The sequence below is a fragment of the Streptomyces xiamenensis genome (genome assembly GCF_000993785.3).
Taxonomy (GTDB): domain Bacteria; phylum Actinomycetota; class Actinomycetes; order Streptomycetales; family Streptomycetaceae; genus Streptomyces; species Streptomyces xiamenensis.
Genome location: NZ_CP009922.3, coordinates 2,659,598 through 2,683,033, shown reverse-complemented (window position 1 = coordinate 2,683,033; position 23,436 = coordinate 2,659,598). Strand labels below are relative to the sequence as shown.

Genomic DNA, 23,436 nt, shown 5'->3' with positions numbered 1-23,436 from the left:
CTCGTTCAATGCCCGACAGGGCTTCTTTGCTGTTAAGTTCATGGAAGCTAGCCTCTGGTTCGGAGTCAAGTGACCCGCATGCGCAGTCAGTTCCCGGCAGAGGAAGTGCGCACTATCGCTGCGCAATCTTTGACATCCGAGATCGTGGACCGGGGAGACAGTGGAGTGAAGTCGTTCTTCGAACTGTTGGGACAGGCGATGCAGAGCACGGACAAGACACTGCGGCTGTCCCTGTTGATGCTGGTCGCGGGCGCGATGGCGTGGGCCGTCAGCCACCTGCTGTAATCCACCCCCGAGCGAGGAGACCCACACGTGGAGACCATGAGCACAGATAGCCCAGCCGCGCAGCTCGTTGAGCGACTCTGGCGCGTGTACGCGCCGTACCAGCGTGGTCGTAACACCTCCGATGACCTCGCATCCATGCTCGCTATCCTGGTGCTGGCGAAGTTCGTGCAGTCGGACGGGGCGGCGGATGTCGAGTTCGTGGAGTGGTGGAAGCGTGCGGCCGGCGAAAGCAGCGGTCGGGCGTCAGTCTTGGCCGATATCCGTGCCGCGGTGCGGAGTGCCAGCAGACATCCGGGTTTTCCCGTGCCGCACATGCGCAACCAGGATGCCGGGCTGCTGAACAGCGACGAGAACCTGGAGGACGTGCCGTGGGCCGCTGACTTCATCGGCATGCTGGGACGTGGCCCCGACCTCGATTCGACCGAGTGGTCGGACGTCTGCGACCTACTGCTCGACCGTCACGCCCGGGAGAACACCCGTACCGCAGGAGAGTTCCACACGCCGCGCGAGGTCGCACGCCTGCTGGTCGAGTTGGCGCCGCCCAGAGCCGGGGACCGTATCCTCGATCCGGCCTGCGGATCGGGCGTACTGCTGGCGGCTGCCGCGCAGCGGATCGCCGGCGGCGTCGACGGAGCAACACTCGAGGCATATGCCACAGACCGCAGCAACCCGTGGCTGGCGACGATGAATCTGGCCATGCACGGAGTGGACCGGCCGGTCGTCCGGGCCTCCGAACCGGCGTCGCTGTTCGGAGGCCGGGGACAGGGCGGTGCGGATCTGGTGTTCAGCAATCCGCCGTTCGGTCAGCGGCTTGGGCCCGTGGAGGATGTCGGATGGCCCTTCGGCAGGCCGAGCGAGCACAGCGCGGATTTCGCCTGGCTGCAGTACATCTGGAGCCGGTTGAGCGAAAACGGGGTCGGGCTGGTGGTCATGCCCGCAGGGGCCGCGTGGCGGCACGGTCGTGAGGCGGAGATGCGCAAGGCCATGGTCTCCGGTGGCGCGCTCCAGGGGGTCATCGCCCTGCCACCTCATCTCTTCACGCACACTGCCGTCCCGGTACACATCTGGTTGTTGGCCCGGGGTAAGTCTTCCCGCCTGCCTGCCGCCGACGGCGATGCGGTTGTCTTCGTCGACGCCAGTGGGCTCGGAACCCAGCCGCCGCGGCGGTCCCGCCGGGTTCTCACCGCCCGGGACAGGGCGCTGATCGTCCGATGTTTTCATGAAGGGGACCACGACGAGCCGGGGTTCTCACGGTCGGTGTCGTACAGGGAGATCCTGGAGCAGGGGGGCGGTCTCGACCCGCGTTGGTACGTGGGTGCCGGGCAGGAGCAGTCGGCGGCTTCGGACACGGACGACTTGTTCGGGGAACTGGCGGGATCCGCAGCGAAGATGTCCCGCTCCAGCCACAACCTTGCGTGGATCCTGGAGACTACGCGGCTGCCCCGTGACGGGATCGTGCCCCAGCACGCGCGGCTGCGGGACATCGTGGACGGGAAGGTCAGCGATGTCGCCAGGGACGGGCGGGCCGGCCTGCTCCTCGCCGGGCCTTCGGGGAGCCTGGTCCGCGCCGAGGATTACCAAGAGGCGGGCATCCCCGTGGTGATGCCCACGGACTTGACCGACAGTGGCTTCGACGAGGAGGGGATACGGCGCATCGGTGAGGAGCAGGCCGCAGGCCTGGGCCGATTCCGCCTGCGCTCGGGAGACATCGTGCTGGCACGCCGTGGAGAGCTGGGGCGATGCGCTGTGGTCCGGGAGGCGCAGGAGGGATGGGTCTGTGGAACGGGCTGTTTCGTCCTGCGGCCGCCAGCCGTACTCGACGCGGACTACTTCGCGGCCTATCTCCGGTCCGCCCCCGCACGTACGTGGCTCCAGGCACGCTCCACCGGGAGTCTGACCATGAAGACCATCTCGCTCGGGGTCCTGGGTGAGTTGCCCGTCGTCCTGCCCGACCTGTCGGCGCAGCGGTTGATCGCGGACATCATGGCGCAGGTGGACGGGCACGAACGCATGCTGCGGGAACAGCTCGCCCTGACGCGGAAGATCCGTCGTGACGCGCTGCACGGGCTGCTGAGCGGCTGAGGGCCGTCACCCGGCGGCGTTGTCGGCCAGGGCTGCCAGGGTGTGGTGGTAGGTGGTGGCCGCTGTCGTGACGTGGGCGAGGTGGGGGAGCAGCGGGGCCAGGTGGGCGGGGTGACGGTGCAGGTGGGTCAGCCCGGCTATCAGGGCTGAGCGGACCGTGTGCAGCAGGAGTTGGTCCAGGGTGATCGCCTCGCGCCAGATCTTCTCCAGGTGCTGGAGCGTCTGCGGGCCGGCCCCGGGCAGGGCCGCGTACAGGTGTGGAGAGAGCGGGTCGGTGGGGGCGGGGCGGCCGGCGAGCCGGTCAGGTCGTGGTGGAGTGCGCCGGTGATGTCGCCGTAGGTGCGGTCGTGGAAGCGTTCGTGTGCCTCGATGGCGAACTGGAGTGTGTACGGGGTGAGGTCGCCCGTGCCGGAGGCCAGGCTGGTGCGGGACTCGCGGATCGAGAGGTCGGTGAGGAAGGCGTTGCCGCGCCGGGTGAGATCGGTGGCCCAGCGCAGCCAGGTGGCGTACGGCTCGGTGACGGTGCCGGGCGGGTGCTCCAGCCGGCCCACCCGCAGCCGGCGCAGTCGGGCCGTGACGACACGGTCGCGGTGGTGGCCCAGCTCTTCGAAGATCGCGGTGGCGTCGGTGCCCAGATAGCTGTGCAGCGGGGCCACTCCGCCCGGGTGCCGGGCGAGGAAGTCCGTCACGTCGTAGACGCCGTCCTCCACCACGATCCAGTGGCGGTCGCCCGTGTGGTCGTGGCGCAGGACCTCCGGGAAGCCCACCGCCCGCTCCCCGGGCGGCGCGGGGGCGTGCGGCGTGGTGGGGGCGGGCGGCTCCGGGGCGGGGCGTTCGGTCCGGGAGGTGGCCAGTTCGCCCGCCACGCGGGCTGCGGCGGGGAAGCCGGAGATGGTGACGTCCCGGCCGATGCGGTAGGAGGTGTTGAGGTACCCGGCCACCTTCAGCCGGTGCCGGGCCAGCAGCCCGTCCTCGCCGGCGTACGCGGCCCGCAGGCCGGTCAGTGCCGCGCGCAGCGGGGGGTGGGGGTGGGCCGTCGCATAGCCGCTGATGTCCGCGGCAGCAGTGCTCTCCAGGAAGGCCCGCCAGTTCGGCGGGTAGCTCGCGCGCAGCCGTCGGGCCTCCTCGCCGATGAACGAGCGGTAGCCGGTGCGGCCGATGACCGTGTCCAGCAGATGGAACATCGGGGAGGCGGTGCCGCTGGGGCCGAGCCCGTGCCGCACCAAAGGCACCGCCAGCGGGGCCACGGTCTTGGCCCACACCACGGGGTCGACGTGGAAGCGGCGTCCCGGCCTGGGCTCGATCTTGCGCAGCCCGTACGCGGTGATCTCCCGCACGCACGCGGTCATGCCCAGCAGCCGGTCGGTGAGGGTGTGCGGGTCGTCCCGGTCGGTGGCCGTCACCGCGTCGGCCGCCGCCGTGAGCAGGGGGGTGCCTCGGGAGAGCATTTCCAGCTGGGTGAGGTAGAAGATCTGTTCCTCGTCGGTGCCCACCGTCGGTACCAGCAGTCGTACGGCCTCCACCAGGAGTGGCCGGGCCGTTGGGGTGTCCGGATCGCGCGGGCGCCAGTTGGCGACGACGAGGTCGAGGTAGGACAGGAAGGGGCGCTCCCGGCCGAGGCGTGCGCACACCTGGTGCCAGGGGGTGAGTACGGAGGCCGGGGTCGGCGTCTCGTGCCGTGGCTCCACCCGGTGGTAAGCGTGCACCACGATCCCCAGGACGGTCGCGGCCCGTTGCAGGAAGGCGTCCGCAAGCGCGTCCGGCCCGGCGTCCAGCACGGGGAGCGTCTCCAGGCGGCGGCGCACTTCCAGGCTCGCGTACAGCGCCGGGAGTTCCGCCGCCATTTCGTCCCAGTGGGCGTGCGAGGCGGGAAACCGCTGGAGGGGCGGCGCGGCCGGGGTGAAGCCGGCGGTCCACGACAGCGGCCCCGCGTGGTCATGGCCCTGTCCTCGCGACCGGCTTTCCGCCTGGTCCACAATGTCGCCCGGTGCGGCGGGTGTATGGCGCATCGCAGGGCCTTTCGCCAGGGACGAGTGCTGCTGTCCACCCTGCAATCCCGGGAACGGGCCGATCAATCAATTACCGTCTGGTTCGGGTTAATTCTCATCCGGCCCGCAAAGTGCGGAACTCCCCGGGGGTGATGCCGAACTCCTTTCGGAATGCCAGGTGATACCCCACATGGCTCTGGTAGCCCACCCGTTCGTGGATCTCTCCCAGCGGCACCGAGAGGTCCGCCAGCAGCCGCCGGGCCTCCTGGAGCCGGCGCACCATCAGATGGCGGGCGGGTGGCTCACCGACGAGGTCGCGGAATGCCTGGGAGAAGGCCGAACGGGACATTCCCGCTTCCCGGGAGAGCGTCTCCACGGTCCACGGGGTCGCGTAGGAGGCGTACATCGCGGTCAGCGCCCGGCTGATCCCCGGGTGCCGCAGGGCCTGCAGGGCCGGGGAGTCGGCCGCGAGCCGTTCCATCGCTGTGCGCAGGGAGAGCACCAGCACCATCTCGAACGCGCGCAGCGAGACCATCCTGGCCCCCGGGGCGGTGCGGATGATCTCCGTCGGAAGGGACTGGAGGGTGCGCTGCAACAGGGGCTCGTCCATCAGCATGTGGGCGCGCAGCACGATGACCGGCGGCAGTGCCCGGTACAGGGGCGGTTCGGTGGTGCTGTCGAAGTGCAGGCTCGCGCAGAGGATTTCGGTGTCCGGGTGCGCGTCACCGACCGTGACCACATGGGAACTGCCCGCCGCCCGTGCGGGCAGTACCTGATGCAGCTGCGTGGTCGTCAGGCCGGGGGCGGAGGAGAAGGTGTGGGCGGTGCCGTGCGGGAAGAGCGCGAGGTCCCCCTCGGACAGCCGGATGGGCTCGGCATCCGCACAGGTGATGAAGCATTCGCTGCGCACCATGTAATGCAGGACGGCGTGGCTGTCTTCCTGGCCCGCGACACCCCAATCCCCGCCCGCCAGCCACTTGCTGTAGTACGTATCCGTCAGCCGCAGCGGTTTGAGCAGTTCGCTGAGCACGTCTTTTTGGTCCACGGATGATCCTTAAGTCGTGCTGGTTTCTTATTAATTGATCCTAGCCGTGCGCTGCTGAAAGCTGTCGGGCGTGGGACCGGCGGCGGGGGCCGCCGACTCCGCATCACCGACCAATGGGGGAACAGTCGATGAAAATCCTGATCGCGGGCTGCGGGATTGGGGGTCTGGCAGCCGCGCTGAGTCTTTACGAGGCCGGGTTTCGCGATCTGAGCCTGGTGGAGGCGGCACCCGCCGTCCGCCCGTACGGCGCGGGGGTGAATCTCCAGCCCAACGCCGTGCGCGAACTTGCCGCGCTCGGACTGTACGAGGAGATCGCGGCCCGCTCCGCCACCATCGGCCGCCTCGGGTACCACAACCACCTCGGCCAGACGGTGTGGCACGAGCGGCGCGGCCTGGCCGCCGGGCACCGGCACCCACAACTGGCCGTGCACCGGGGAGAGTTGCTGACCGTGCTCGCCGAGGCCGTCACCCGCCGGCTGGGGCCGGGGGCGATCCGTACCGATGCCAAGGTCACCGGGTTCGAGAGGGCCGGGGAGGGTCGGTTACGGGTCCGGCTGGCGCACCGCCGGGGCGGGACCGCGAAGGAGGGCGTGACCGGGAGCACGACCGGGGCCGGGCTGCTGATCGGGGCGGACGGTATCCGCTCGGCGGTGCGCGCCACCCTCTACCCGCGGGAGGGCGCCCCACCCGCCAGCGGCACCGTCGTGTGGCGCGGCATCACCAGGGTCCGCCCGTTCCTGGGCGGCGACTCCATGGTGGTGATGGGCGACGGCCGCTGGAAAGTGGTGGTGTATCCGCTGGCCGGCACCCCCGGTACGGACGGTCTGGTGCCCGTCAACTGGGCCGCGTCCCGTGCCGCGGCGCCCGGCGAACCGGTGGACGGCGCCACCCGTCCGGTGCCCCGTTCCGCCTTCGCCCCGCACTTCGACACCTGGGCCCTGGGCGATCTGCGGCTGCGCGAGGTCCTGGCGGGTCCCGATCCCGTCGTCCAGTTCCCCCTGATCGACCGTGACCCGCTGCCGCGCTGGTCCTTCGGCCGGGTCACCCTCCTGGGCGACTCGGCACACGCCATGGCCCCGATGGGTTCCAACGCGACCACCCAGGCCATTGTGGACGCCCGCGCCCTGGCCCACGCCCTGGCCCGCGACCCCGACGCCGGCCGCGATCCCGAACGGGCCCTGCTGGCGTACGACCGGGAGCGCCGTCCCGCGATGAACCGGCTGGCGCTCATGAGCCGCGCCAAGGGCCCCGAGGCCGTCATCGATCTGGCCTGCGAGCGCGCGCCGGACGGCTTCGGCCGGATCGGCGAAGTCATCGACCGGTCCGAACTCGTCGCCCTGACGCGCTCCTACGCCCGTGCCGGGCACTTCGACGCGCGGGCCGCGAACCTGCCCTCGCCGTACAGCACCCGAGCATCCGCACCCGCACCCGCAGCCGCGCCCGCGCCCGGAGTCGTGCCCGCGTGACCTCCGTACCTCTTTTCCGCCCTTGTGACCTCAGGAGACAGCAGACATGACCCGCAGTGGCCAGGACTACCTCGACTCCCTGCGTGACGGACGGTCCGTGTGGCTGGACGGCGAACTCGTCAAGGACATCACCGAGCACCCCGCCTTCCGCAACACCGCCCGGTCCATAGCCCACCTGTACGACCTCGCACGGGACGAGAAGCTGCGGGACGTCCTCACCGCCACCCCGGAGGGCACCGGCCCGGGCGACCCCGTCCTGCGCGCCTACCAGGTGCCCCGCTCGCACGCCGACCTCGTGCGCCGCCGCGCTGCGTTCAAGACGTGGTCCGAGGCCAGTTACGGCTTCCTGGGCCGCTCGCCCGACTACATGGCGGCCGGCATCGCCGGGTTCGTCTCCGCCCCGGAGATCTTCGCCGGCACGGACGGAGGGTTCGACGGCCGGGACAACCTCGCCGCGTACTACCGCCGGATGAGCTCCGGGAGCCTGTACCAGTCCTTCACCATCACCAATCCGCAGATCGACCGGACCAAGTCCGCCTCCGAGCAGGAGGAGAACGATCTGTACGTGCGGGTCGTCAAGGAGCGCGACGACGGCATCGTGGTGCGCGGCGCGAAGATGATCGGCACCGCCGCCGTCTTCGGCGACGAGATCATCGTGGGCACCATCGAGCCGCTCGCCCCGCAGGACATCGAGCACGCCCTGACGTTCTCGATGCCCATCGACACCCCGGGCCTGAAGTTCATCTCCCGTGCCTCCTACGAGGCGAGCGCGCGCAGCGTCTTCGACAATCCGCTGTCCTCCCGCTTCGACGAGAACGACGCGCTGCTGGTGTGCGACGACGTGTTCGTCCCCTGGGAGCGGGTGCTGACCTACCGCGACGTGCAGGCCAGCTTCCTGATGTGGTGGGGCACTCCCGCCTACCACCACTTCGTCCACCAGGCATCGGTCCGCTTCTGGACGAAGCTGGAGTTCCTCACCGGCCTGGCCATCCTCATCGCCAAGTCCAACAACACCTACCAACTGCCGCCCGTCCAGATGCAGATCGGGCGGCTCATCGGCTGGCTCAACATCGCAAGGTCGATGGTGATCGCCGCCGAGAGCGAGTTCGAGCGGGTCGGCACCGACCCGGACGGCCCGGTGCACATCAACCGTGAGATCGCTTCCGCGCACCGCGCCATGGCCGGCGATCTGTACCCCAAGTTCCTCGCCGAGATCAAGATGCTGGCGGGCGGCGGGCTCATCCAGCTGCCCGCTTCCGGATACGACCTCACCCACCCCGAACTCGGCCCGCTGGTCGCCAAGTACGTCCGCTCCCCGGGCACCCCCTCCGAACAGCGCATCAAACTGCTCAAGCTCGCCTGGGACGCGCTGGGTTCGGAGTTCGCCTCCCGCCACGAGCAGTACGAGCGCTTCTACCACGGCGCCCCGCACGTCTATCTGCCCGGCATCGTCCGCGACGGCGACCCCGATCGGCTGGCGGCCTTCACCCAGTCCTGTCTGGACGGCTACGACCTCGGTACGGGGCCGGCCGGAGCGGCCGAACCGGGGGCCGGGCATGCGCGCTGACCACCGGCGGGCGCTCGCCCTGCTGGCCTGCACCCAGTTCCTGCTGCTGCTCGACACCTCCGTCATCAACGTCGCCGCCCCCTCCATGGGGCGCGACCTGGACATCTCGCCCGCCGCGCTGTCCTGGGTCGCCAACGCCTACCTCGTCTCCTTCGGCGGGCTGCTGCTGCTCAGCGGCCGGGCCGCCGACCTGCTGGGCCGGCGCCGGGTGTTCACCGCGGGACTGGCCACCCTCACCGTCGCGTCGGTGCTCGGCACGGTCGCGAACAGCGCCGCCCTGCTCATCACCGCCCGCGCCGCACAGGGCGTCGGCGCCGCGATGGCCGCGGCCGCCGCGCTCGCGCTGCTGCTGATGCTGTTCCAGGACGGCCCCGAACGGCACCGCGCACTGGGTATCTTCGCCGCCATGGCGGGTGCGGGCGGCGCCGCCGGTACGGTGCTGGGCGGCGTGCTCACCAGCTGGCTCGGCTGGGAGTCCACCTTCGCCATGAACGTCCTGGTCGGCATCGCGCTGATGCTGCCGGTGCGCAGGCTGCTGCCCGCCGACCGGCCGGTGGCGGACGGCCGCGGCATCGACCTGCCGGGCGCCGTCACCGTCACCCTGGGGCTCGCCCTGCTCGCGTACGCGCTGGTCAGCACGGGCGAGAGCGGCTGGCGGGCACCCGAGACCCTCGGTACGGGGGCCGCCGCGCTCCTCCTGCTCACCGTCTTCGCCGGGCTGGAACGCCGCGCCGCGCACCCCCTGGTACCGCTGGAGATCTTCCGGCGCCGCACGCTGCGCCTGGCGAATCTGCTGGCGGCCATGTGGCAGATGGCGTTGTTCCCGATGTTCTTCCTGGTCAGCCTCTACCTCCAGGCGGTGCTCGGCCACGAGCCGGTCATCGGCGGCCTCGGGCTGCTGCCGCTGTCGCTGGTGGTGGTGGTGACCGCGTCGTTCGCGGACCGGCTCATCGGACGGTTCGGGCTGCGCGCCGTGATGACCGCCGGATTCGTGCTGGTGGCCGTCGGGATGGCCTGGCAGTCGCTGCTCACCGCGGACGGCTCGTTCGTCACCGATGTCCTGCCGCCCTCACTGATCCTCGGCGTCGCGCTGCCACTGGTCTCCATCACCACCAACGTGGCCGCCACGCTGGGCACCGAGGAGCGGGAGGCGGGCCTGGCCTCCGGACTGGTCAACACCAGCCTCCAGTTCGGCTCGGTCATCGGCCTCGCGGTGCTCTCCGGGGTGGCCGCCGCCCGTACCGGGGCGAGCGACGCCACCGACGCGGGGGTGGCGCTCACCGAGGGGTTCGGCACCGCCTTCCTGGTCGGCGCGGGAATCGCCGTGCTGGCGGGGCTGCTCAGCCTGCGGCTGGTCCTGCCCACCCCGCCGCCGGCGGGGGGAGCCGGGGCCCCGGCCGAACCGGCACGGCCCGCCGCCCGCAGCTCGCCGGCCGGCACCTGAACCGCACCACGACCCGATCCCCTCACCCCCACACCCGACCAAGGGAGACAGACACATGACGCACAACCGCCGGGAGCGGCGCTACCTGGTCACCGGCGCCACCGGTTTCCAGGGCGGCGCGGTCGCACGGCTGCTGGCCGGGCGCGGCGCCGACGTACGCGGCGTCGCACGGCAGCCCGCCCGTCCCGACAGCCCGGGCGCCCCCCTTGTCACCCCGGTCTCCGCCGACCTCGGCAGCGCCGACGACCTGCGCAAGGCCTTCGACGGCGTCACCCACGCCGCCGTGGTGATGCCCCTGGAGTACGAGGCGGACACCGTCGCCCGCTACGCCCGCAACATCGCCGAGGCCGCCCGCGAGGCAGGGGTCGAGCGGATCGTCTACAACACGAACACCCCGCTGCCGGACACCGTCACCGGATTCGCCGGGTTCGAGACCCGCCGCGCGGCCGAGGAGATCCTGCTCGGCAGCGGTGTGCCCACCGTGGTGATCCGCCCGCCCGTCTACCTGGACAACCTCTTCAGCCCCTGGAACGGCCCCGCTCTGGTCAACGACGGAGTCCTGGCGTACCCGCTGCCCGCGGACCAGCGCGTGGCGTGGATGTCTCACCAGGACCTCGCCGTGGTGGTGGCCGCGGCCTTCGAGGCCGAGCACCTGACCGGCCGGGTGCTGAACGTGGGCGGCGCCGAGATCCTCACCGGTCCCGAGCTGGCCGAACGGTTCAGCCGGGGTCTGGACCGGGAGGTGAGCTATCTGCCGCTGGAGGTGGACCGGTTCGAGGCGGGCCTGGGGCAGGTCGTGGGCGCCGCGGCCGCCGCCGGGGTCGCCGGCATCTACCACCACGTGGCCGGCGGTACGGCCGCGCACCTGCTGGACCCGGAGCCGGCCGGTGTCGAGCGCGAGCTGGGCGTCCGTCTGACCCCGGCCCTGCGGTGGATCACCGAACAGCCCTGGCGCACCTGGGCCAGAGCTGAGGACTGATCCGGTGGCCGGCACGGGACGCGGCCCGTCCCGTGCCGGCCACCGGATCACCAGCGAGAGGGGGGAATGACGCATGACCACGCATCAACCAGGGGAAACACGTCCGCCGGCCGAGCCGATCGCCGTCATCGGCATGGCCTGCCGGCTGCCGGGAGCAGCCGGGCCCGCACAGCTGTGGGACCTGCTGTGCCGGGGCGCGGAGGCGCCGGGCCCGCACATCGACGACATCGACCACGTCGAGGGCACCGGCGCACACACGGCGGAAACCGGCGTCACCGGCCACGACCGGGACGCCACAGCGGACGCCGGCACCACGGCCGAGTCCGCCGCCACCATCGACCCGCAGCAGCGCCTGCTGCTCCGCACCGCCCGCGAGGCACTCGCCGACGCGGGGAGCGACCCGGCCACCCTGGCCGGCACCCGCACCGCCGTCTTCGCCGGCCAGAGCCAGGCCGACCACTGGGAGCGGCTGCGCGAGACCCGCGCCGAACGCCGCATGGAGCCGCTCGCCGCACTCACCGACGGCGGCCAGCAGCGCTCCGTACTCGCCGGCCGCCTGTCGTACGCGCTCGGGCTCCACGGCCCGTGCGTCACCGTCGACACCGGCCAGGCCTCCTCGCTCACCGCCGTCCATCTCGCCTGCACGAGCCTGCGGGCCGGTGAATCCACCCTGGCCCTGGCGGGCGGCGTCAACGCCGTCCTGTCGCCGGTCGCCGGTGACCTCTTCGGCCGGGCCGGCGTGCTCGCCGCCGACCGGCGCTGCAAGTTCGCGGACGCCTCGGCCGACGGCTTCGTGCGCGCGGACGGGGTGGGGGTGGTGGTGCTCAAGCCGCTGCGCGCCGCGCTCGCCGACGGCGACCGGGTGCGCGCCGTGATCCTCGGCAGCGCCGTCAGTCATGACGGCGCCACCAAACAACGCCTGACCGACCCCTCCGTCACCGGCCAGCGGCTGGCGATGCGCTGGGCGTACGAGGCGGCCGGGGCCGAGCCGGGCCGCGTCGGGTACGTCGAGGCCCACGGCACCGGCACCGGCATCGACCGCATCGAACTGGCCGCCCTCAACGAGGAACTGGCGGCTGGACGGCCCGTGGGGCGCCCGCTGCTCGTGGGCTCGGTCAAGACCAACATCGGGCACTGCGAGGCCGCCGCCGGAGTGGCCGGCCTGATCAAGACGGTGCTCTGCCTGGAACACCGCGCCGTACCGCCGAGCCTGCACTTCACCACCCCGTCGCCCGAGGTGGAGTGGGGCCGGCTGCCGATCACCGTGCCCACCGCCATCGAGCCGCTGCCGTCCGCCGGCAGCGCCGCCGAGACCGACAACGGGGGCGACACAGGGACCGGGCCCGCCCTGGCCGCCGTCAACGGCCAGAGCATCTGCGGCGTCAACGTCCACCTCGTCCTGTCCGCGGCGCCCCCCGCACCGGAATCCACCGGTCCACCGCCGTACTCCCGCACCGCGGTCGTGCCCGCCTTCTGAGGCGGCGCCCCGCCCCTGCCACTCCGCCGCGGCGACCCCACCGCGCGGCCGCCATCTCACGCCTGAGCGCATGCGCCGGCCCATCCGCCGGGGCATCCCCACACGCGCCCGTACGTGGACGACGTACGCCGCACGCCGTACACCGCCGTGCCGCGATGCCGCCGTGCCGCGTGCCGCTCCGCCGATTCTTCCGAACGTCCGACGCACTCCCCTGGAGACCGCGATGCCCACCCGCAGCACAGCCACCACGCCCGACCTGGACCTCGGCAACCCCATACGCGTGGCCACCATCCGTGACCTCGATCCGCTGGACGCCGACCGGGCCTGCTTCGACCTGCGCCGGCAGAACGAGACCGCCGACGTGCGCGCTCTCACCGCGGCCCTGCGCACACTGCTGCCCGACGCGGACGCGCTCGCCGGCTACTCGGTGGAGGAATCCGTCGCCGCGATGCGCGATCTGGGCCTGTTCCTCGGCTCCGTCAAGCGGCACGGTCCCGAACCCCTGGACCTGGTTCCCGAAGCACTGCCCGTCCTGCGCGAACTGGGCCGCCGCACCGACATGGTGCCCCGCGACACCGTGCACCACTACTGCACCTGGAACCCGTTGGGCACCCGGCAGCGCATGTACACCGGGGACGTCCAGGAGGCGTACCTCCAGGAGTCGGTGCGGATGGTCTTCCCGCATCTGCGCGACGGTCTCGAACTCGCCGCAGTGCTCGGCGACACCGACCTGGCGGACCCCAAGTTCGCGCTGCTGACCGACGAACTGTCCCGGCACACCGAGTCGACCGTCACCGCCATCGACATGGTGGTCGCCAACGTCGGCCCCGAGTTCTTCGCCCGCGTGCTGCGGCCGTACTTCGAGGAGATCGACGTCGGTGACCGGGTCCTGCTCGGCCCGGCCGCCGCCCAGGTCCCGCTGTGGCTGATCGACCTGGCGATCTGGGCCGCCGACCACAGCGAACCGGGCTACCAGGAGTTCCTGCGCGAATCCATCCCCTACAGCCTGCGCCGCTGGCGCGACCTGTACGGACGCTGGATCCGCACCCCGTCCGTGGTGGGCCGGCTGGTGGAGGCGTTCGGCGAGGACCCGGGTGAGGCGGAGCGGCGCGCCCCCGCGCTGCGCGCGAGCACCGAGGCGCTGGCCCGTCTGCTGCGTGTCCTGGTGGTCTTCCGGGGCCGCCACCTGGGCATCGCGCGCAAGGCGTACGACGCCGACCTGCGGCTGTACCCGGTGGGCAGCGGCGGTGCCAGCGTCGACCTGCTGCGGCAGATCATCGATCTCACCCGGGCAGCCGCACAGTTGACGCAGCCGGGGACCGGTGCGGCGCCGCACGGGCAGCGGAGGGCGGCGGTGTGAGCGTGCTCGTCGCGGGGGCCGGCATCGGCGGTCTGGCCACGGCCCTCAGTCTGCACGCCGCCGGCATCGGCGGGGTGCGCCTGCTGGAGGCCGTGCCCGAGATCCGGCCGCTGGGCGTCGGCCTGAACATCCTGCCCAACGCCGTCCGTGAGCTGGACGGCCTCGGCCTGCTGGAGCGGCTGTCGGCCGTCTCGGTGCCCACCGGCGCACTCGGCTACTACAACCGCCACGGCCAGCTGATCTGGCGCGAACCACGCGGACGGGCCGCCGGACACCACTGGCCGCAACTGTCCATCCACCGCGGGGCGCTCCAGTCGGTGCTGGCGGACGCGGTGCGCGAGCGGCTCGGGGAAGGAGCGATCGTCACCGGGGCGCGGGTGGAACACGTCGAGGAACCGCCGAACGGTGGCCGGGTCTTCGTCCACGCGAGCGGTACCCGGTACGAGGCGGACGCGCTGATCGGTGCGGACGGGATCCGGTCCGCCGTACGGGCCGCCCTGGTCCCGGGAGAGGGACCGCCGCCGTGGAGCGGCCTCATCGTGTGGCGCGGCACCACCTGGGCGCCGCCGTTCCTCGACGGGCAGACCATGATCATCGCGGGGGACGACCGGCGGCGCGCGGTGGTCTACCCGATGTCCGGCGGCACCGGGACCGGCCCGGTGCTGATGAACTGGGCGGTTGCCCGGGCGGCGGGACCCGGCGAGGAGTTCGCGCCGGCCGACTGGAACCGTGCGGTGCCGCCCAGGGAGTTCCTGGGTGACTTCGCCGACCTGGCCTTCGACTGGCTGGACGTGCCCGCGCTGATCCGCACCGCGGACGAGGCGTACATCTACCCGATGGTGGACCGGGATCCGCTGCCCCGCTGGACCCGCGGGCCCGTCACGCTGCTCGGGGACGCCGCGCACGCCATGTACCCGATGGGCTCCAACGGCGCCACCCAGGCCGTCATCGACGCCCGAGCGCTGGCCCGGCACCTGGCCTGTGGTCCGGACGTACGGGCGGCGCTCGCCGGCTACGAGGCGGAACGGCTGCCCGCCGTCACCCGTATCCAGCGCAGCACCCGGCGTCGTGGCCCCGAGATCGTCATCGACCTGGCGCACCAGCGGGCGCCCGGCGGCTTCCGCGCGGTGCACGACATCTTCCCGGGCTCCGAACTACAGGACATATCGCAGGAGTTCGCACGGATCGGCGGCTTCGACCCGGCCACCGTCAACGAAGGGGTGTCCCGGTGAGAATCGATGTCTGGTCCGATGTGTCGTGCCCGTGGTGCTACATCAGCAAGCGGACCTTCGAACGCGCCCTCGCCTCCTTCGGGCGGCCCGGCACCGAAGTGGTGGCGCACCCCTACCAGATCGACGGCGAACATCCGGCCGAGCCGATGCCGATGCTGGAGTGGCTCGGCGGCAAGTACGGGGCGGACCGGGCGCGCGCGATGAGCGAGGAGGTCACGGCGGCCGGCCGCGGCCACGGCATCACCTTCCGCAACGAGCGGGGGTTCGCCGCCAACACCCTCGACGCCCACCGTCTGCTGTGGTGGGCGGGGCGGGTGTACGGCCGCGGGGCGCAGAGCCATCTGGAGGAGCTGGTGTTCGCCGCGTACTTCACGGAGGCCGCCGACATCTCGCGGCCCGGGGTGCTGGCCGGCCGCGCGGCGGCGGCCGGGATGGACGAAGGCGCCGCCCGGGCCTTCCTCGGCTCGCGGGAGGGGATCGAAGAGGTCAGGAACGCGGTCCGTTCGGCCCGTGATCTGGGGATTCGGGCCGTACCCGTGTACCGCTTCGACGGAGGGGAACGGTTCGAAGGTGCTCAGACCGATCCGCGGGTTTTCGAAGCGGCGCTGAGCCGGGAGAGTGAGGAGAGCACCGCATGAGCGTGCTGGCGGACATCATCACCGGGGTGCGGGCGGACCTGGAAGGGCGCAAGGCCGCCGTGCCCGAGAGCGAACTGCGGGAGCGGGCGGCGGCGTACGGGGGCGGTCCTGCGGCCGGTGCCGCGACCGCCGCGCGGCTGCGGCGCCTGGAGCCCGGCGGGCTGCGGGTGATCGCCGAGGTGAAGCGGGCGAGCCCGTCCAAGGGGCCGCTGGCGGAGATCGCCGACCCGGCCGCGCTCGCCGCCTCCTACGCGGCGGGTGGCGCGGCGGCGATCAGCGTGCTGACGGAGGGCCGCCGCTTCGGGGGCTCGCTGGCGGACCTGGCGGCGGTGCGGGAACGGGTGCACGTGCCCGTCCTGCGCAAGGACTTCATCGTCGACCCTTACCAGGTGTGGGAGGCGCGGGCGCACGGCGCGGACCTGCTGCTGCTGATCGTGGCGGCGCTCGACCAGCGGCAGCTGACCGGGCTGAGCGCGCTGGCCACGGAGTTGGGGATGTGCCCGCTGGTGGAGGTGCACGACGAGGAGGAGGCAGGGCGCGCGCTGGAGGCGGGCGCGGAGGTGATCGGCGTCAACGCCCGTGATCTGCGCACCCTGCGCGTGGACCCGGACACGTTCGGGCGGGTCGCGCCGCTGATCCCGGAGACGGTCGTGCGGATCGCCGAGTCCGGCGTCCGGGGCCCGGCGGACGCCGCCCGGTACGCGGCGCAGGGCGCGGACGCGGTCCTGGTCGGCGAGTCCCTGGTCACCGGCGGGGATCCGGCCACGGCGGTCGCGGCCCTGACGGCACCCACCGCCCTGCGATGACGCCCGCCCGGTTACTCCGGCGGGGCCCTGAGCGCGGGGCCCCGCACGCGGCGGGTGCGGCGCGCACGTCACCGGGGGCGGTACGGCACGGGCACCGGCTCGGGCACGGCGGATCGCCGGCCTCGTGGTGGGCGACGGCGGGCGGTCGGCGAGCCCCAAAGATGCGCTGCCTGCCGGGGTTCACGCGCACCGGTGGTCACGGCCGGGAACGGCGCCGCGCGCTCCGGCCCCCGCCCCGGGCGGATCAGGCGACCGGCGCGCCCTCCGCGTGCTTCGCGCAGGCGTCCGTCCAGCGGGACAGGACGGCCGCCGCCGCGCCCGAGTCCAGGGCGGCGGTGGCCCGTTCCAGCGCCGTGGCCAGCCGATCGGCGACCGTTCCGTCGGTCGGCTCCAGGGCGGCCAGGCCGGCCGCCGCGTTCAGCAGCACCGCGTCCCGTACCGCCCGCGCCACCGGCTCCCCGCCCAGCAGCGCCCGCGCCACCGCGGCGTTGTACGCCCGGTCCCCGCCGTGCAGCGCGTCCGGGTGCGCGCGCGGAATGCCCAGCGCGGCCGGGTCGAACGTCTCGCGGCGCACCGCGCCGTTCCCTACCGACCAGATCGTGGAGGTGGTGGTCACCGTGATCTCGTCCATGCCGTCGTCGCCCCGGAAGACGAGCGCCGACACGCCCTGCCGGGCCAGTACCCCGGCCAGTGTCCCGGCCGCCGCCGGATCCGCGACGCCCAGCGCCAGCGCGGCCGGCGCGGCCGGATTGGCCAGCGGGCCCAGCAGGTTGAAGACGGTACGCACCCCCAGCTCACGCCGGGTGGCGGCCGCGTGCCGCATCGCGGGATGGAACAGCGGCGCGAACGCGAAGGTGATGCCCGCCTCGTCGGCGATCTCCGCGACGGCCTCCGGGTCCAGCCGTGGCTCCAGGCCCAGTTCCACCCCCAACTCCTCCAGCACGTCGGCCGAACCGCACCGCGAGGACGCCGACCGGTTGCCGTGCTTGACGACCCGCGCTCCGGCCCCGGCCGCCACGATCGCCGCCATGGTGGAGACGTTGACGCTGTCGGAGCCGTCCCCGCCCGTTCCCACGATGTCCACCACCGGACCCGGCACCGACAGCGGCAGCGCGTGCGCGCGCATCGCCCGGGCCAGTCCCTCGATCTCGGCGGACGTCTCGCCCTTGGCACGCAGCGCCACCAGCAGGGCGGCCAGTCGGGCGGACCCCACCTCGCCCGACATCACCCGGCCCATGGCCCATTCGGTGTCGGTGACGTCCAGATCCCGGCCGGCCAGCAGGGAATTCAGCAGCAACGGCCAGCGGTCCTGCTCCGGTTCGGTCACGGAATTCTCCTCCGCTGTGGCGGCGCGGCAAAAGGCCGGGGACAAATGAACGCGCCGCCATCGTGACCGGGAATCCGGCCGCACACCAGACCAGTTCCGCACCGCCGGCACATACCAGTGAGGGAGAGCATTCCCGTGCCCCTGCACATGGCCATCTCCATATCCCGGAATTCCGGGGCATCACTCACCGCGCAGATCCAGGAGTTCATCCGGGAGGAGATCGAGGAGGGCACGCTCCAGCCCGCGACCCGTCTGCCCTCCAGCCGCCGGCTCGCCGAGGATCTCGGCGTCTCGCGCAGCGTCGTGGTCGAGGCGTACGCGCAACTGGTGGCCGAGGGCTACCTGGACACCGCGCGCGGCGCCAGTACCCGCGTCGTGCGGCATCTGCCGCGCGAGACGGTGCTCTCCCCGCTGCTGGACGCGGGCCATGTGCCGTCCGCCCGCTGGGATCTGCGCACCGGCGGCCACAGCAGCGCCGTCTTCCCGCGCGCCGAGTGGCTGGCCGCGTACCAGCGGGCGCTGGCCGCCCCCGGGGCGGGCGACCGGGACGACGGCTATCCGCCGCTGGCGGGCGAGACCGCGCTGCGCGTCGAACTCGCCCGCTACCTGGGCCGCGCGCACGGCGTCCGAACCGCCCCCGAACGCATCGTGATCACCGGCGGGTTCGCACAGGCGCTCAGCCTGCTCGGCGCCGACCTGCTGGAGCGCGGCGTCAGCACGCTCGCCGTGGAGGACCCGGGCCACCCGGGGCTGCGGCACTTCATCCACGCGTCGGGGCTGCGCCCGTGCCCGGTACCGGTGGACGAGGAGGGCATCGACGTGGAGCGGCTGGCGGATTCGGGGGCCCGCGCCGTTCTGGTCACCCCCGCCCACCAGTTCCCCACCGGTATCACGCTCACCCCGGCCCGGCGCGAGGCGCTGGCCCGCTGGGCGCGGGAGCGGGACGGCTGGATCATCGAGGACGACTACGACGGCGGCCTGTGGTACGACCCGGCCCGCACCCGCCCGCTGGCGCTGCAACGGCTCGTCCCGGAACGGGTGATCTACGCGGGCACGGCCAGCAAGACGCTCAGCCCCGGGCTGCGGCTGGGCTGGCTCGCCGCCCCCGAGCCGGTGCTGAGCCGGCTGCTGCGGCTGCGCGCCCGGCTGGACCTGGGCAGCGAATCGCTGAGCCAGCGGGCGTTCGCCGAACTGCTGCGCGGCGGCCTGTTCGACCGGCATCTGCGCCGGCTGAACAAGCTGAACGCCGTCCGCCGCGCCGCCCTGGACGAGGCCGTGCGCCGTCATCTGCCCGGCGCCCGCGTCCTGGGCCCGGCGGCCGGGCTGCACGCCTACGTACGGCTGCCGCGGCACACGGACGAGGCGGCGCTGGTGGCCGGGGCGCTGCGCCGCTCCGTCCTGGTGCGCGGCGGCGCGGCGTTCCACACCCGGCCGCGCCGGGACGCCCCCGCGCTCGTGCTGGGGCACGCCCGGCTGCCCCGGACGGGGGTGGCGGACGCGGTACGGGAGCTTGCGGCCCGGGCGTGAGACGACGGGGGCCGGCCGGCCCACCACGCACCGCGCCCCGCCGCCGTCAGCCGCCGGGGGTCAGTGCCGGGCCGTGCGCGGCGCGGGCCAGGAAGTTCTCCATGATCTGGAGCCCGCCGGTGGTCATCACGCTCTCGGGATGGAACTGCACGCCCTCCACCGGCAGCGTGTGGTGCCGCAGCCCCATCACATAGCCGTGGTCGACGGAGACGGCGGTGGTCAGCAGCGGCTCCGGCAGCGGTTCGGCCACGATCAGGGAGTGGTAGCGGGTGGCCTCCAGGGTGTTGCCGAGGCCGGCGAACACCCCCTCCCCGTCGTGCCGTACCGAGCTGGTGCGCCCGTGCATCACCTGGTCGGCGATCTCCACCCGGCCGCCGTACGCCAGGGCGATCGCCTGATGCCCCAGGCACACCCCCAGCAGCGGCACCCGGCCGGCGAACCGGCGTACCAGCTCCACGTGCCCGGATACGGCCGGATGGCCGGGCCCCGGGCCCAGGACGACGGCGTCCGCGCCGAGCGCGGCCAGTTCGTCCGGCGTCGCGGACCGGGAGCGCACCACCTGGGTGTCGGCGCCGAGGGTGCGCAGGTACTGGTCGATGATGTGCACGAAGCTGTCGTAGGCGTCGACGAGCAGCACCTTGGGCGCGGCGGTCACAGCAACTCCTCACCGGTGAGCGCCCAGTGGGCCGCCCCCATCTTCGCCAGGGTCTCCCGCCATTCGGCCGCCGGATCGGACTGCGCGACCAGGCCGGCCGAGGTCTGGGTGGAGTACGTGGCGCCGTCGTACGCCACGGTGCGGATGCACAGCGCGAGTTCGCTCCAGGTGCCGCGTGCGTCCAGCAGCCCCACCGCCCCCGCGTACGCGCCGCGCGCCTCCTTCTCCAGGCCGTCGATGATCTCCATGGCGCGGATCTTGGGCGCCCCGGTCATGGTCCCGGCCGGGAAGGTGGCCCGGATCGCGTCCCACGCCCCGGTGCCCGGCGCGAGCCGCCCGGTGACGGTGGACACGAGGTGGAAGACGTGCGAGAACGTCTCCACCTCCATCAGGTTCTCCACCGGGCGGGTGCTGGGGACGGCGACCCGGCCCAGGTCGTTGCGGCACAGGTCGACCAGCATCACGTGCTCGGCCCGCTCCTTGGTGCTGGCCCGCAGTTCCTTCACGCGCCGCTGGTTCTCGGCGTCGTCGGGGCCGCGCGGGGTGGTGCCCGCGATGGGCCGCATGGTGATCTCCCCGGCCACGATCCGCAGATGCAGCTCGGGGCTGGCGCCGATCAGCAGCCCGCCGGCGCGCGGCGCCAGATACATGTACGGGGACGGGTTGCGGGCGCGCAGCCGCCGGTAGACGTCACGGGGCGTCAGATCGCTCTGTACGTCGACGCGGTGGCCGATCTGGATCTGGTAGATGTCACCGACCCGGATGTGCTCCAGGCAGCGCTCGGCCCACCCGAGGAAGGTGTCGCGGCTGACGCTGTCCCGTACGGCGTGCGGGCGCGGCGCGTCGGGCACGCCGCGCTCGTCCGCGAGCGGCGGCGGAGGGAGGGGCGGGATTCCCTCCCCGGCCGGGGCGGCGGGGAACGCCTCGCTCTCGGCGTGCAGATGGAGCGCACCGGCCGGGTCGCCGTCGTACCGGACGGCGTCCCGGAACAGCGCGAGCGTGATGTCGGGGCCGTGCGGCGGCTTGGTGCGGGCCGGGAGTTCCTCCATCAGCCAGGCCGACTCGTAGGCGAGGGTGGTCAGGAACCCGAAGGCGTACCGGTCGGGCGGCTGCTCCGTGTCCACGGCGAACAGCCCCTGGACGGCGGCCAGGACGTCCCACACCTGCCGCGGGTCGCCGAACCGCGCCCCGTCCGGGGCCGCGTCCATGCCGTGCCGCCGGGCGAGCGCGGCCAGCGTCCCGCGCAGCGCCGGCACCCCGGTGATCTCCATTCGGCCGCCGCCGCCCTCGGCGGCCCCGTACACGCGCAGTTCCGCCAGCCGCCCGTATCCGACGACGGCGGACCGGCGCCCGCCGTCGTTCTCCAGCTGCTCCAGCAGGAACACGTCGTCGGCCGGCCGCGTCTCGCGCAGCCGCGTCCACAGGTCGAGAGGATCATGCGGAGGAAGTCCGGCCGACGTCACCCGCACCCGAATCGGTTCACTGTCCGGCATCGACATGGCTGAACTCCTCATGAATTCCCGCTCCTTTCGCCACGGGAAAGCGAAACACCGCCTGCCGTACGGGGACCAGACCAGTCCGCCGCTTTCGATGCGGTCCATTCCCGGAATTCTTGACCGGCCCGCCGCCCGTCCCGTGAGCTGGTGGCACACGAGGGGAAAGGAAAGGGGAATCGCCGTGAACGCACAGCAGCCCGACTGGCCGGACCCGGACCTCCTGCGGGCGGTCACCGGCCGCCTCGGAGCGGCCCCGCCGCTGGTCTTCGCCGAGGAGTGCGACCGGCTGCGGGAGCGGCTGGCGGGCGTCGCCCGCGGCGAGGCGCTGCTGCTCCAGGGCGGGGACTGCGCGGAGACCTTCGCCGGGGTGACGGCGGACGCGGTGCGCGGCAAGCTGCGCACGCTGCTGCAGATGGCGGTGGTGCTCAGCCACGCCAGCGGCCTTCCGGTGGTCAAGGTGGGCCGGATGGCGGGGCAGTTCGCCAAGCCCCGGTCGAGCCCCGTGGAGCGGCGCGGCGCGCTGACGCTGCCCTCGTACCGGGGTGACGCCGTCAACGGTCAGGAGTTCACCGAGGCGGCCAGGCGGCCCGATCCGCGCCGTCTGGAGCGGATGTACGAGGCGTCGGTGGCGACGCTCAATCTGCTGCGGGCCCATGTGGGGGGCGGGTTCGCGGACCTGCGGCAGGTGGCGGAGTGGAACGAGGAGTTCGTGGCCGGCTCGCCCTCGGCGGGGCGTTACGCGCGCCGGGCGCGGGAGGTGAGCCGCGCGCTGGCGTTCGTGCGGGCGAGCGGCGCCGATCAGCGCACGCTGCGCACGGCGGAGTTCTTCGTCAGCCACGAGGGGCTGCTGCTGGACTACGAGCGGGCGCTGACCCGTACCGACGAGCGCACCGGCCGTCTCTACGCGACCAGCGGGCATCTGCTGTGGGTGGGGGAGCGCACCCGGCAGCCGGACGGCGCGCACATCGACTTCCTGAGCGGGGTGCACAACCCTGTCGCGGTCAAGCTCGGCCCGGGCACCGAGCCCGACACGGTGCTGCGCTATCTCGACCGGCTCGATCCCGCGCGTACCCCGGGGCGGCTGACCTTCGTGGTGCGGGCGGGCGCCGAACGGGTGCGGGACGTCCTGCCGGTGCTGGTGGAGAAGGCGCTGGCGGAGGGCGCGCGGGTGGGCTGGGTGTGCGACCCGATGCACGGCAACACGGTGACCGCGCCCAGCGGGCACAAGACCCGTGCCTTCGAGGCGATCCTGGACGAGGTGCGCGGCTTCGTGGAGGTGCACCGGGCGCTGGGCAGCCACCCGGGCGGCGTCCATGTGGAGTTGACCGGCGAGGACGTCACGGAGTGCACGGGCGGCGGCTCACCGGTCCGTGCCGAGGACCTCCCGCTGCGCTACACGACGGCGTGCGATCCCCGGCTGAACCACGGTCAGTCGCTGGATCTGGCGTTCCGGCTGGCGGAGTTGTACGCGCGGGCGGGAGACGGGGCGCGGGAGCGCCCCGTCCCGGAGCGGCCCGCGCTCATCTGACCAGGGCGAGGGCGACGTAGCAGGCGAGCGAGAGCGCCAGGCGGAGCACGATGTCCAGCCAGTCCGCCCAGGTTCCGGCGAATGACCAGGTCAGGAGCGCGGCCAGCACACCGGCCGCCGCCATGGTCGTCGCGTACGCGCGGCCGGCGGCACGGCGGTGGACGAGCGTGCCGAGCAGGGCGGCCGGCAGTTGCACCGTGACATGGCAGATGACCACCATCGCGATCCCGGCGAGGATGACCAGTGCTGGCGGATCGATCACGCCGTACGCCTGTGTCTCCCACGCGGGTGGGAGGACGAGGAACGATGCCAGCAGCACGAAACCGCTGACGTGCATCGCCAGCAGGTGGAGGAGCACACGCTTGCTCAGCCGGGGCAGACCCCGGGTCAGAGCCTGCTCGATCCGTACTTCCCTCGGTACGTCCATGACACGTCAGATTACGCCCCGGCAGCAACCCCTGCTATCCGGGTGACCGTTGGTGCTCCGTCCGCTGCCGGGGCAACGCCCATCGCACTCCTGCGGCGGTGAGGCTC

The 23,436-nt window shown here is 72.8% G+C and carries 18 protein-coding genes; 12 read left to right on the top strand and 6 right to left on the bottom strand.

What is annotated here, in order from left to right:
• Positions 1-321 precede the first annotated feature (321 nt).
• Positions 322-2,367, top strand: a complete 2,046-nt coding sequence (locus SXIM_RS12260) for an N-6 DNA methylase (protein ID WP_246156969.1) — start codon at positions 322-324, stop codon at positions 2,365-2,367.
• 140 nt (positions 2,368-2,507) lie between these two features.
• Here SXIM_RS12260 and SXIM_RS12255 read toward each other — a convergent pair whose 3' ends face one another.
• Together SXIM_RS12255 and SXIM_RS12250 are read right to left on the bottom strand one after the other, a co-directional pair.
• On the bottom strand, positions 2,508-4,376 hold the full coding sequence (locus SXIM_RS12255) for a cytochrome b5 domain-containing protein (protein WP_078846901.1): 1,869 nt from the start codon (positions 4,374-4,376) through the stop codon (positions 2,508-2,510).
• Between the two features lie 94 nt (positions 4,377-4,470).
• Complete coding sequence (locus SXIM_RS12250; protein ID WP_046723957.1) at positions 4,471-5,400, bottom strand: AraC family transcriptional regulator; 930 nt, start codon at positions 5,398-5,400, stop codon at positions 4,471-4,473.
• Between the two features lie 128 nt (positions 5,401-5,528).
• Here SXIM_RS12250 and SXIM_RS12245 point away from each other — a divergent pair, with 128 nt between their 5' ends.
• The 9 genes from SXIM_RS12245 to trpC all read left to right on the top strand — a co-directional run bounded on the left by SXIM_RS12245 (position 5,529) and on the right by trpC (position 16,369).
• Positions 5,529-6,866 (top strand): FAD-dependent monooxygenase, encoded by a 1,338-nt coding sequence (locus SXIM_RS12245; RefSeq protein ID WP_046723955.1) that lies wholly within the window; start codon positions 5,529-5,531, stop codon positions 6,864-6,866.
• A gap of 46 nt (positions 6,867-6,912) precedes the next feature.
• Positions 6,913-8,433 carry a 4-hydroxyphenylacetate 3-hydroxylase family protein gene (locus tag SXIM_RS12240; RefSeq protein WP_046723953.1) on the top strand — a complete coding sequence of 507 codons (1,521 nt, stop codon included), beginning with the start codon at positions 6,913-6,915 and terminating at the stop codon, positions 8,431-8,433.
• Positions 8,423-9,877 carry an MFS transporter gene (locus tag SXIM_RS12235; protein ID WP_046723951.1) on the top strand — a complete coding sequence of 485 codons (1,455 nt, stop codon included), beginning with the start codon at positions 8,423-8,425 and terminating at the stop codon, positions 9,875-9,877. Before SXIM_RS12240 ends, SXIM_RS12235 begins: the two co-directional genes overlap by 11 nt.
• Positions 9,878-9,932: 55 nt before the next feature.
• Positions 9,933-10,856: an SDR family oxidoreductase gene (locus SXIM_RS12230; RefSeq protein ID WP_030735460.1), complete on the top strand. Its 924-nt coding sequence runs from the start codon at positions 9,933-9,935 to the stop codon at positions 10,854-10,856.
• A gap of 73 nt (positions 10,857-10,929) precedes the next feature.
• Entirely contained in the window at positions 10,930-12,333 is a 1,404-nt protein-coding gene (locus SXIM_RS12225) for a beta-ketoacyl [acyl carrier protein] synthase domain-containing protein (protein ID WP_053116174.1), read from the top strand.
• A gap of 223 nt (positions 12,334-12,556) precedes the next feature.
• Complete coding sequence (locus SXIM_RS12220; protein WP_030735455.1) at positions 12,557-13,693, top strand: monodechloroaminopyrrolnitrin synthase PrnB family protein; 1,137 nt, start codon at positions 12,557-12,559, stop codon at positions 13,691-13,693.
• Positions 13,690-14,925, top strand: coding sequence for a flavin-dependent oxidoreductase (locus SXIM_RS12215; RefSeq protein ID WP_046723949.1), 1,236 nt, complete (start codon positions 13,690-13,692; stop codon positions 14,923-14,925). The genes SXIM_RS12220 and SXIM_RS12215 overlap by 4 nt, the downstream gene beginning before the upstream one ends.
• Entirely contained in the window at positions 14,922-15,563 is a 642-nt protein-coding gene (locus tag SXIM_RS12210) for a DsbA family oxidoreductase (RefSeq protein ID WP_046723947.1), read from the top strand. The genes SXIM_RS12215 and SXIM_RS12210 overlap by 4 nt, the downstream gene beginning before the upstream one ends.
• The gene (gene trpC, locus SXIM_RS12205) at positions 15,560-16,369 is read left to right on the top strand and encodes an indole-3-glycerol phosphate synthase TrpC (RefSeq protein ID WP_107073921.1); all 810 of its coding nucleotides are present in this window, start codon (positions 15,560-15,562) and stop codon (positions 16,367-16,369) included. Before SXIM_RS12210 ends, trpC begins: the two co-directional genes overlap by 4 nt.
• A gap of 244 nt (positions 16,370-16,613) precedes the next feature.
• Here the strand turns inward: trpC and trpD are convergent, their stop codons facing one another.
• Complete coding sequence (trpD, locus tag SXIM_RS12200) at positions 16,614-17,696, bottom strand: anthranilate phosphoribosyltransferase (RefSeq protein ID WP_046723945.1); 1,083 nt, start codon at positions 17,694-17,696, stop codon at positions 16,614-16,616.
• 135 nt (positions 17,697-17,831) lie between these two features.
• Here trpD and pdxR point away from each other — a divergent pair, with 135 nt between their 5' ends.
• On the top strand, positions 17,832-19,223 hold the full coding sequence (gene pdxR, locus SXIM_RS12195; RefSeq protein WP_053116173.1) for a MocR-like pyridoxine biosynthesis transcription factor PdxR: 1,392 nt from the start codon (positions 17,832-17,834) through the stop codon (positions 19,221-19,223).
• Positions 19,224-19,269: 46 nt separating this feature from the next.
• Here pdxR and SXIM_RS12190 read toward each other — a convergent pair whose 3' ends face one another.
• Positions 19,270-19,878 carry an anthranilate synthase component II gene (locus SXIM_RS12190; protein WP_046723943.1) on the bottom strand — a complete coding sequence of 203 codons (609 nt, stop codon included), beginning with the start codon at positions 19,876-19,878 and terminating at the stop codon, positions 19,270-19,272.
• Positions 19,875-21,392: an anthranilate synthase component I family protein gene (locus SXIM_RS12185; protein ID WP_046723942.1), complete on the bottom strand. Its 1,518-nt coding sequence runs from the start codon at positions 21,390-21,392 to the stop codon at positions 19,875-19,877. The genes SXIM_RS12190 and SXIM_RS12185 overlap by 4 nt, the downstream gene beginning before the upstream one ends.
• 163 nt (positions 21,393-21,555) lie before the next feature.
• Here SXIM_RS12185 and SXIM_RS12180 point away from each other — a divergent pair, with 163 nt between their 5' ends.
• Positions 21,556-22,902, top strand: a complete 1,347-nt coding sequence (locus SXIM_RS12180) for a class II 3-deoxy-7-phosphoheptulonate synthase (protein WP_246156880.1) — start codon at positions 21,556-21,558, stop codon at positions 22,900-22,902.
• Here the strand turns inward: SXIM_RS12180 and SXIM_RS12175 are convergent.
• On the bottom strand, positions 22,895-23,329 hold the full coding sequence (locus SXIM_RS12175; protein WP_046723940.1) for a hypothetical protein: 435 nt from the start codon (positions 23,327-23,329) through the stop codon (positions 22,895-22,897). The genes SXIM_RS12180 and SXIM_RS12175 overlap by 8 nt on opposite strands.
• Between the last annotated feature and the right edge of the window lie 107 nt (positions 23,330-23,436).

Bases quoted from the DNA above. Each gene is read 5' to 3' on its own strand.
- SXIM_RS12240 (WP_046723953.1), top strand. From the start codon at position 6,913: ATGACCCGCAGTGGCCAGGACTACCTCGACTCCCTGCGTGACGGACGG.
- trpC (WP_107073921.1), top strand. From the start codon at position 15,560: ATGAGCGTGCTGGCGGACATCATCACCGGGGTGCGGGCGGACCTGGAA.
- SXIM_RS12245 (WP_046723955.1), top strand. From the start codon at position 5,529: ATGAAAATCCTGATCGCGGGCTGCGGGATTGGGGGTCTGGCAGCCGCG.
- SXIM_RS12185 (WP_046723942.1), bottom strand. From the start codon at position 21,392: ATGAGGAGTTCAGCCATGTCGATGCCGGACAGTGAACCGATTCGGGTG.
- SXIM_RS12175 (WP_046723940.1), bottom strand. From the start codon at position 23,329: ATGGACGTACCGAGGGAAGTACGGATCGAGCAGGCTCTGACCCGGGGT.
- SXIM_RS12255 (WP_078846901.1), bottom strand. From the start codon at position 4,376: ATGCGCCATACACCCGCCGCACCGGGCGACATTGTGGACCAGGCGGAA.
- SXIM_RS12225 (WP_053116174.1), top strand. From the start codon at position 10,930: ATGACCACGCATCAACCAGGGGAAACACGTCCGCCGGCCGAGCCGATC.
- SXIM_RS12230 (WP_030735460.1), top strand. From the start codon at position 9,933: ATGACGCACAACCGCCGGGAGCGGCGCTACCTGGTCACCGGCGCCACC.
- SXIM_RS12260 (WP_246156969.1), top strand. From the start codon at position 322: ATGAGCACAGATAGCCCAGCCGCGCAGCTCGTTGAGCGACTCTGGCGC.
- SXIM_RS12235 (WP_046723951.1), top strand. From the start codon at position 8,423: ATGCGCGCTGACCACCGGCGGGCGCTCGCCCTGCTGGCCTGCACCCAG.
- SXIM_RS12220 (WP_030735455.1), top strand. From the start codon at position 12,557: ATGCCCACCCGCAGCACAGCCACCACGCCCGACCTGGACCTCGGCAAC.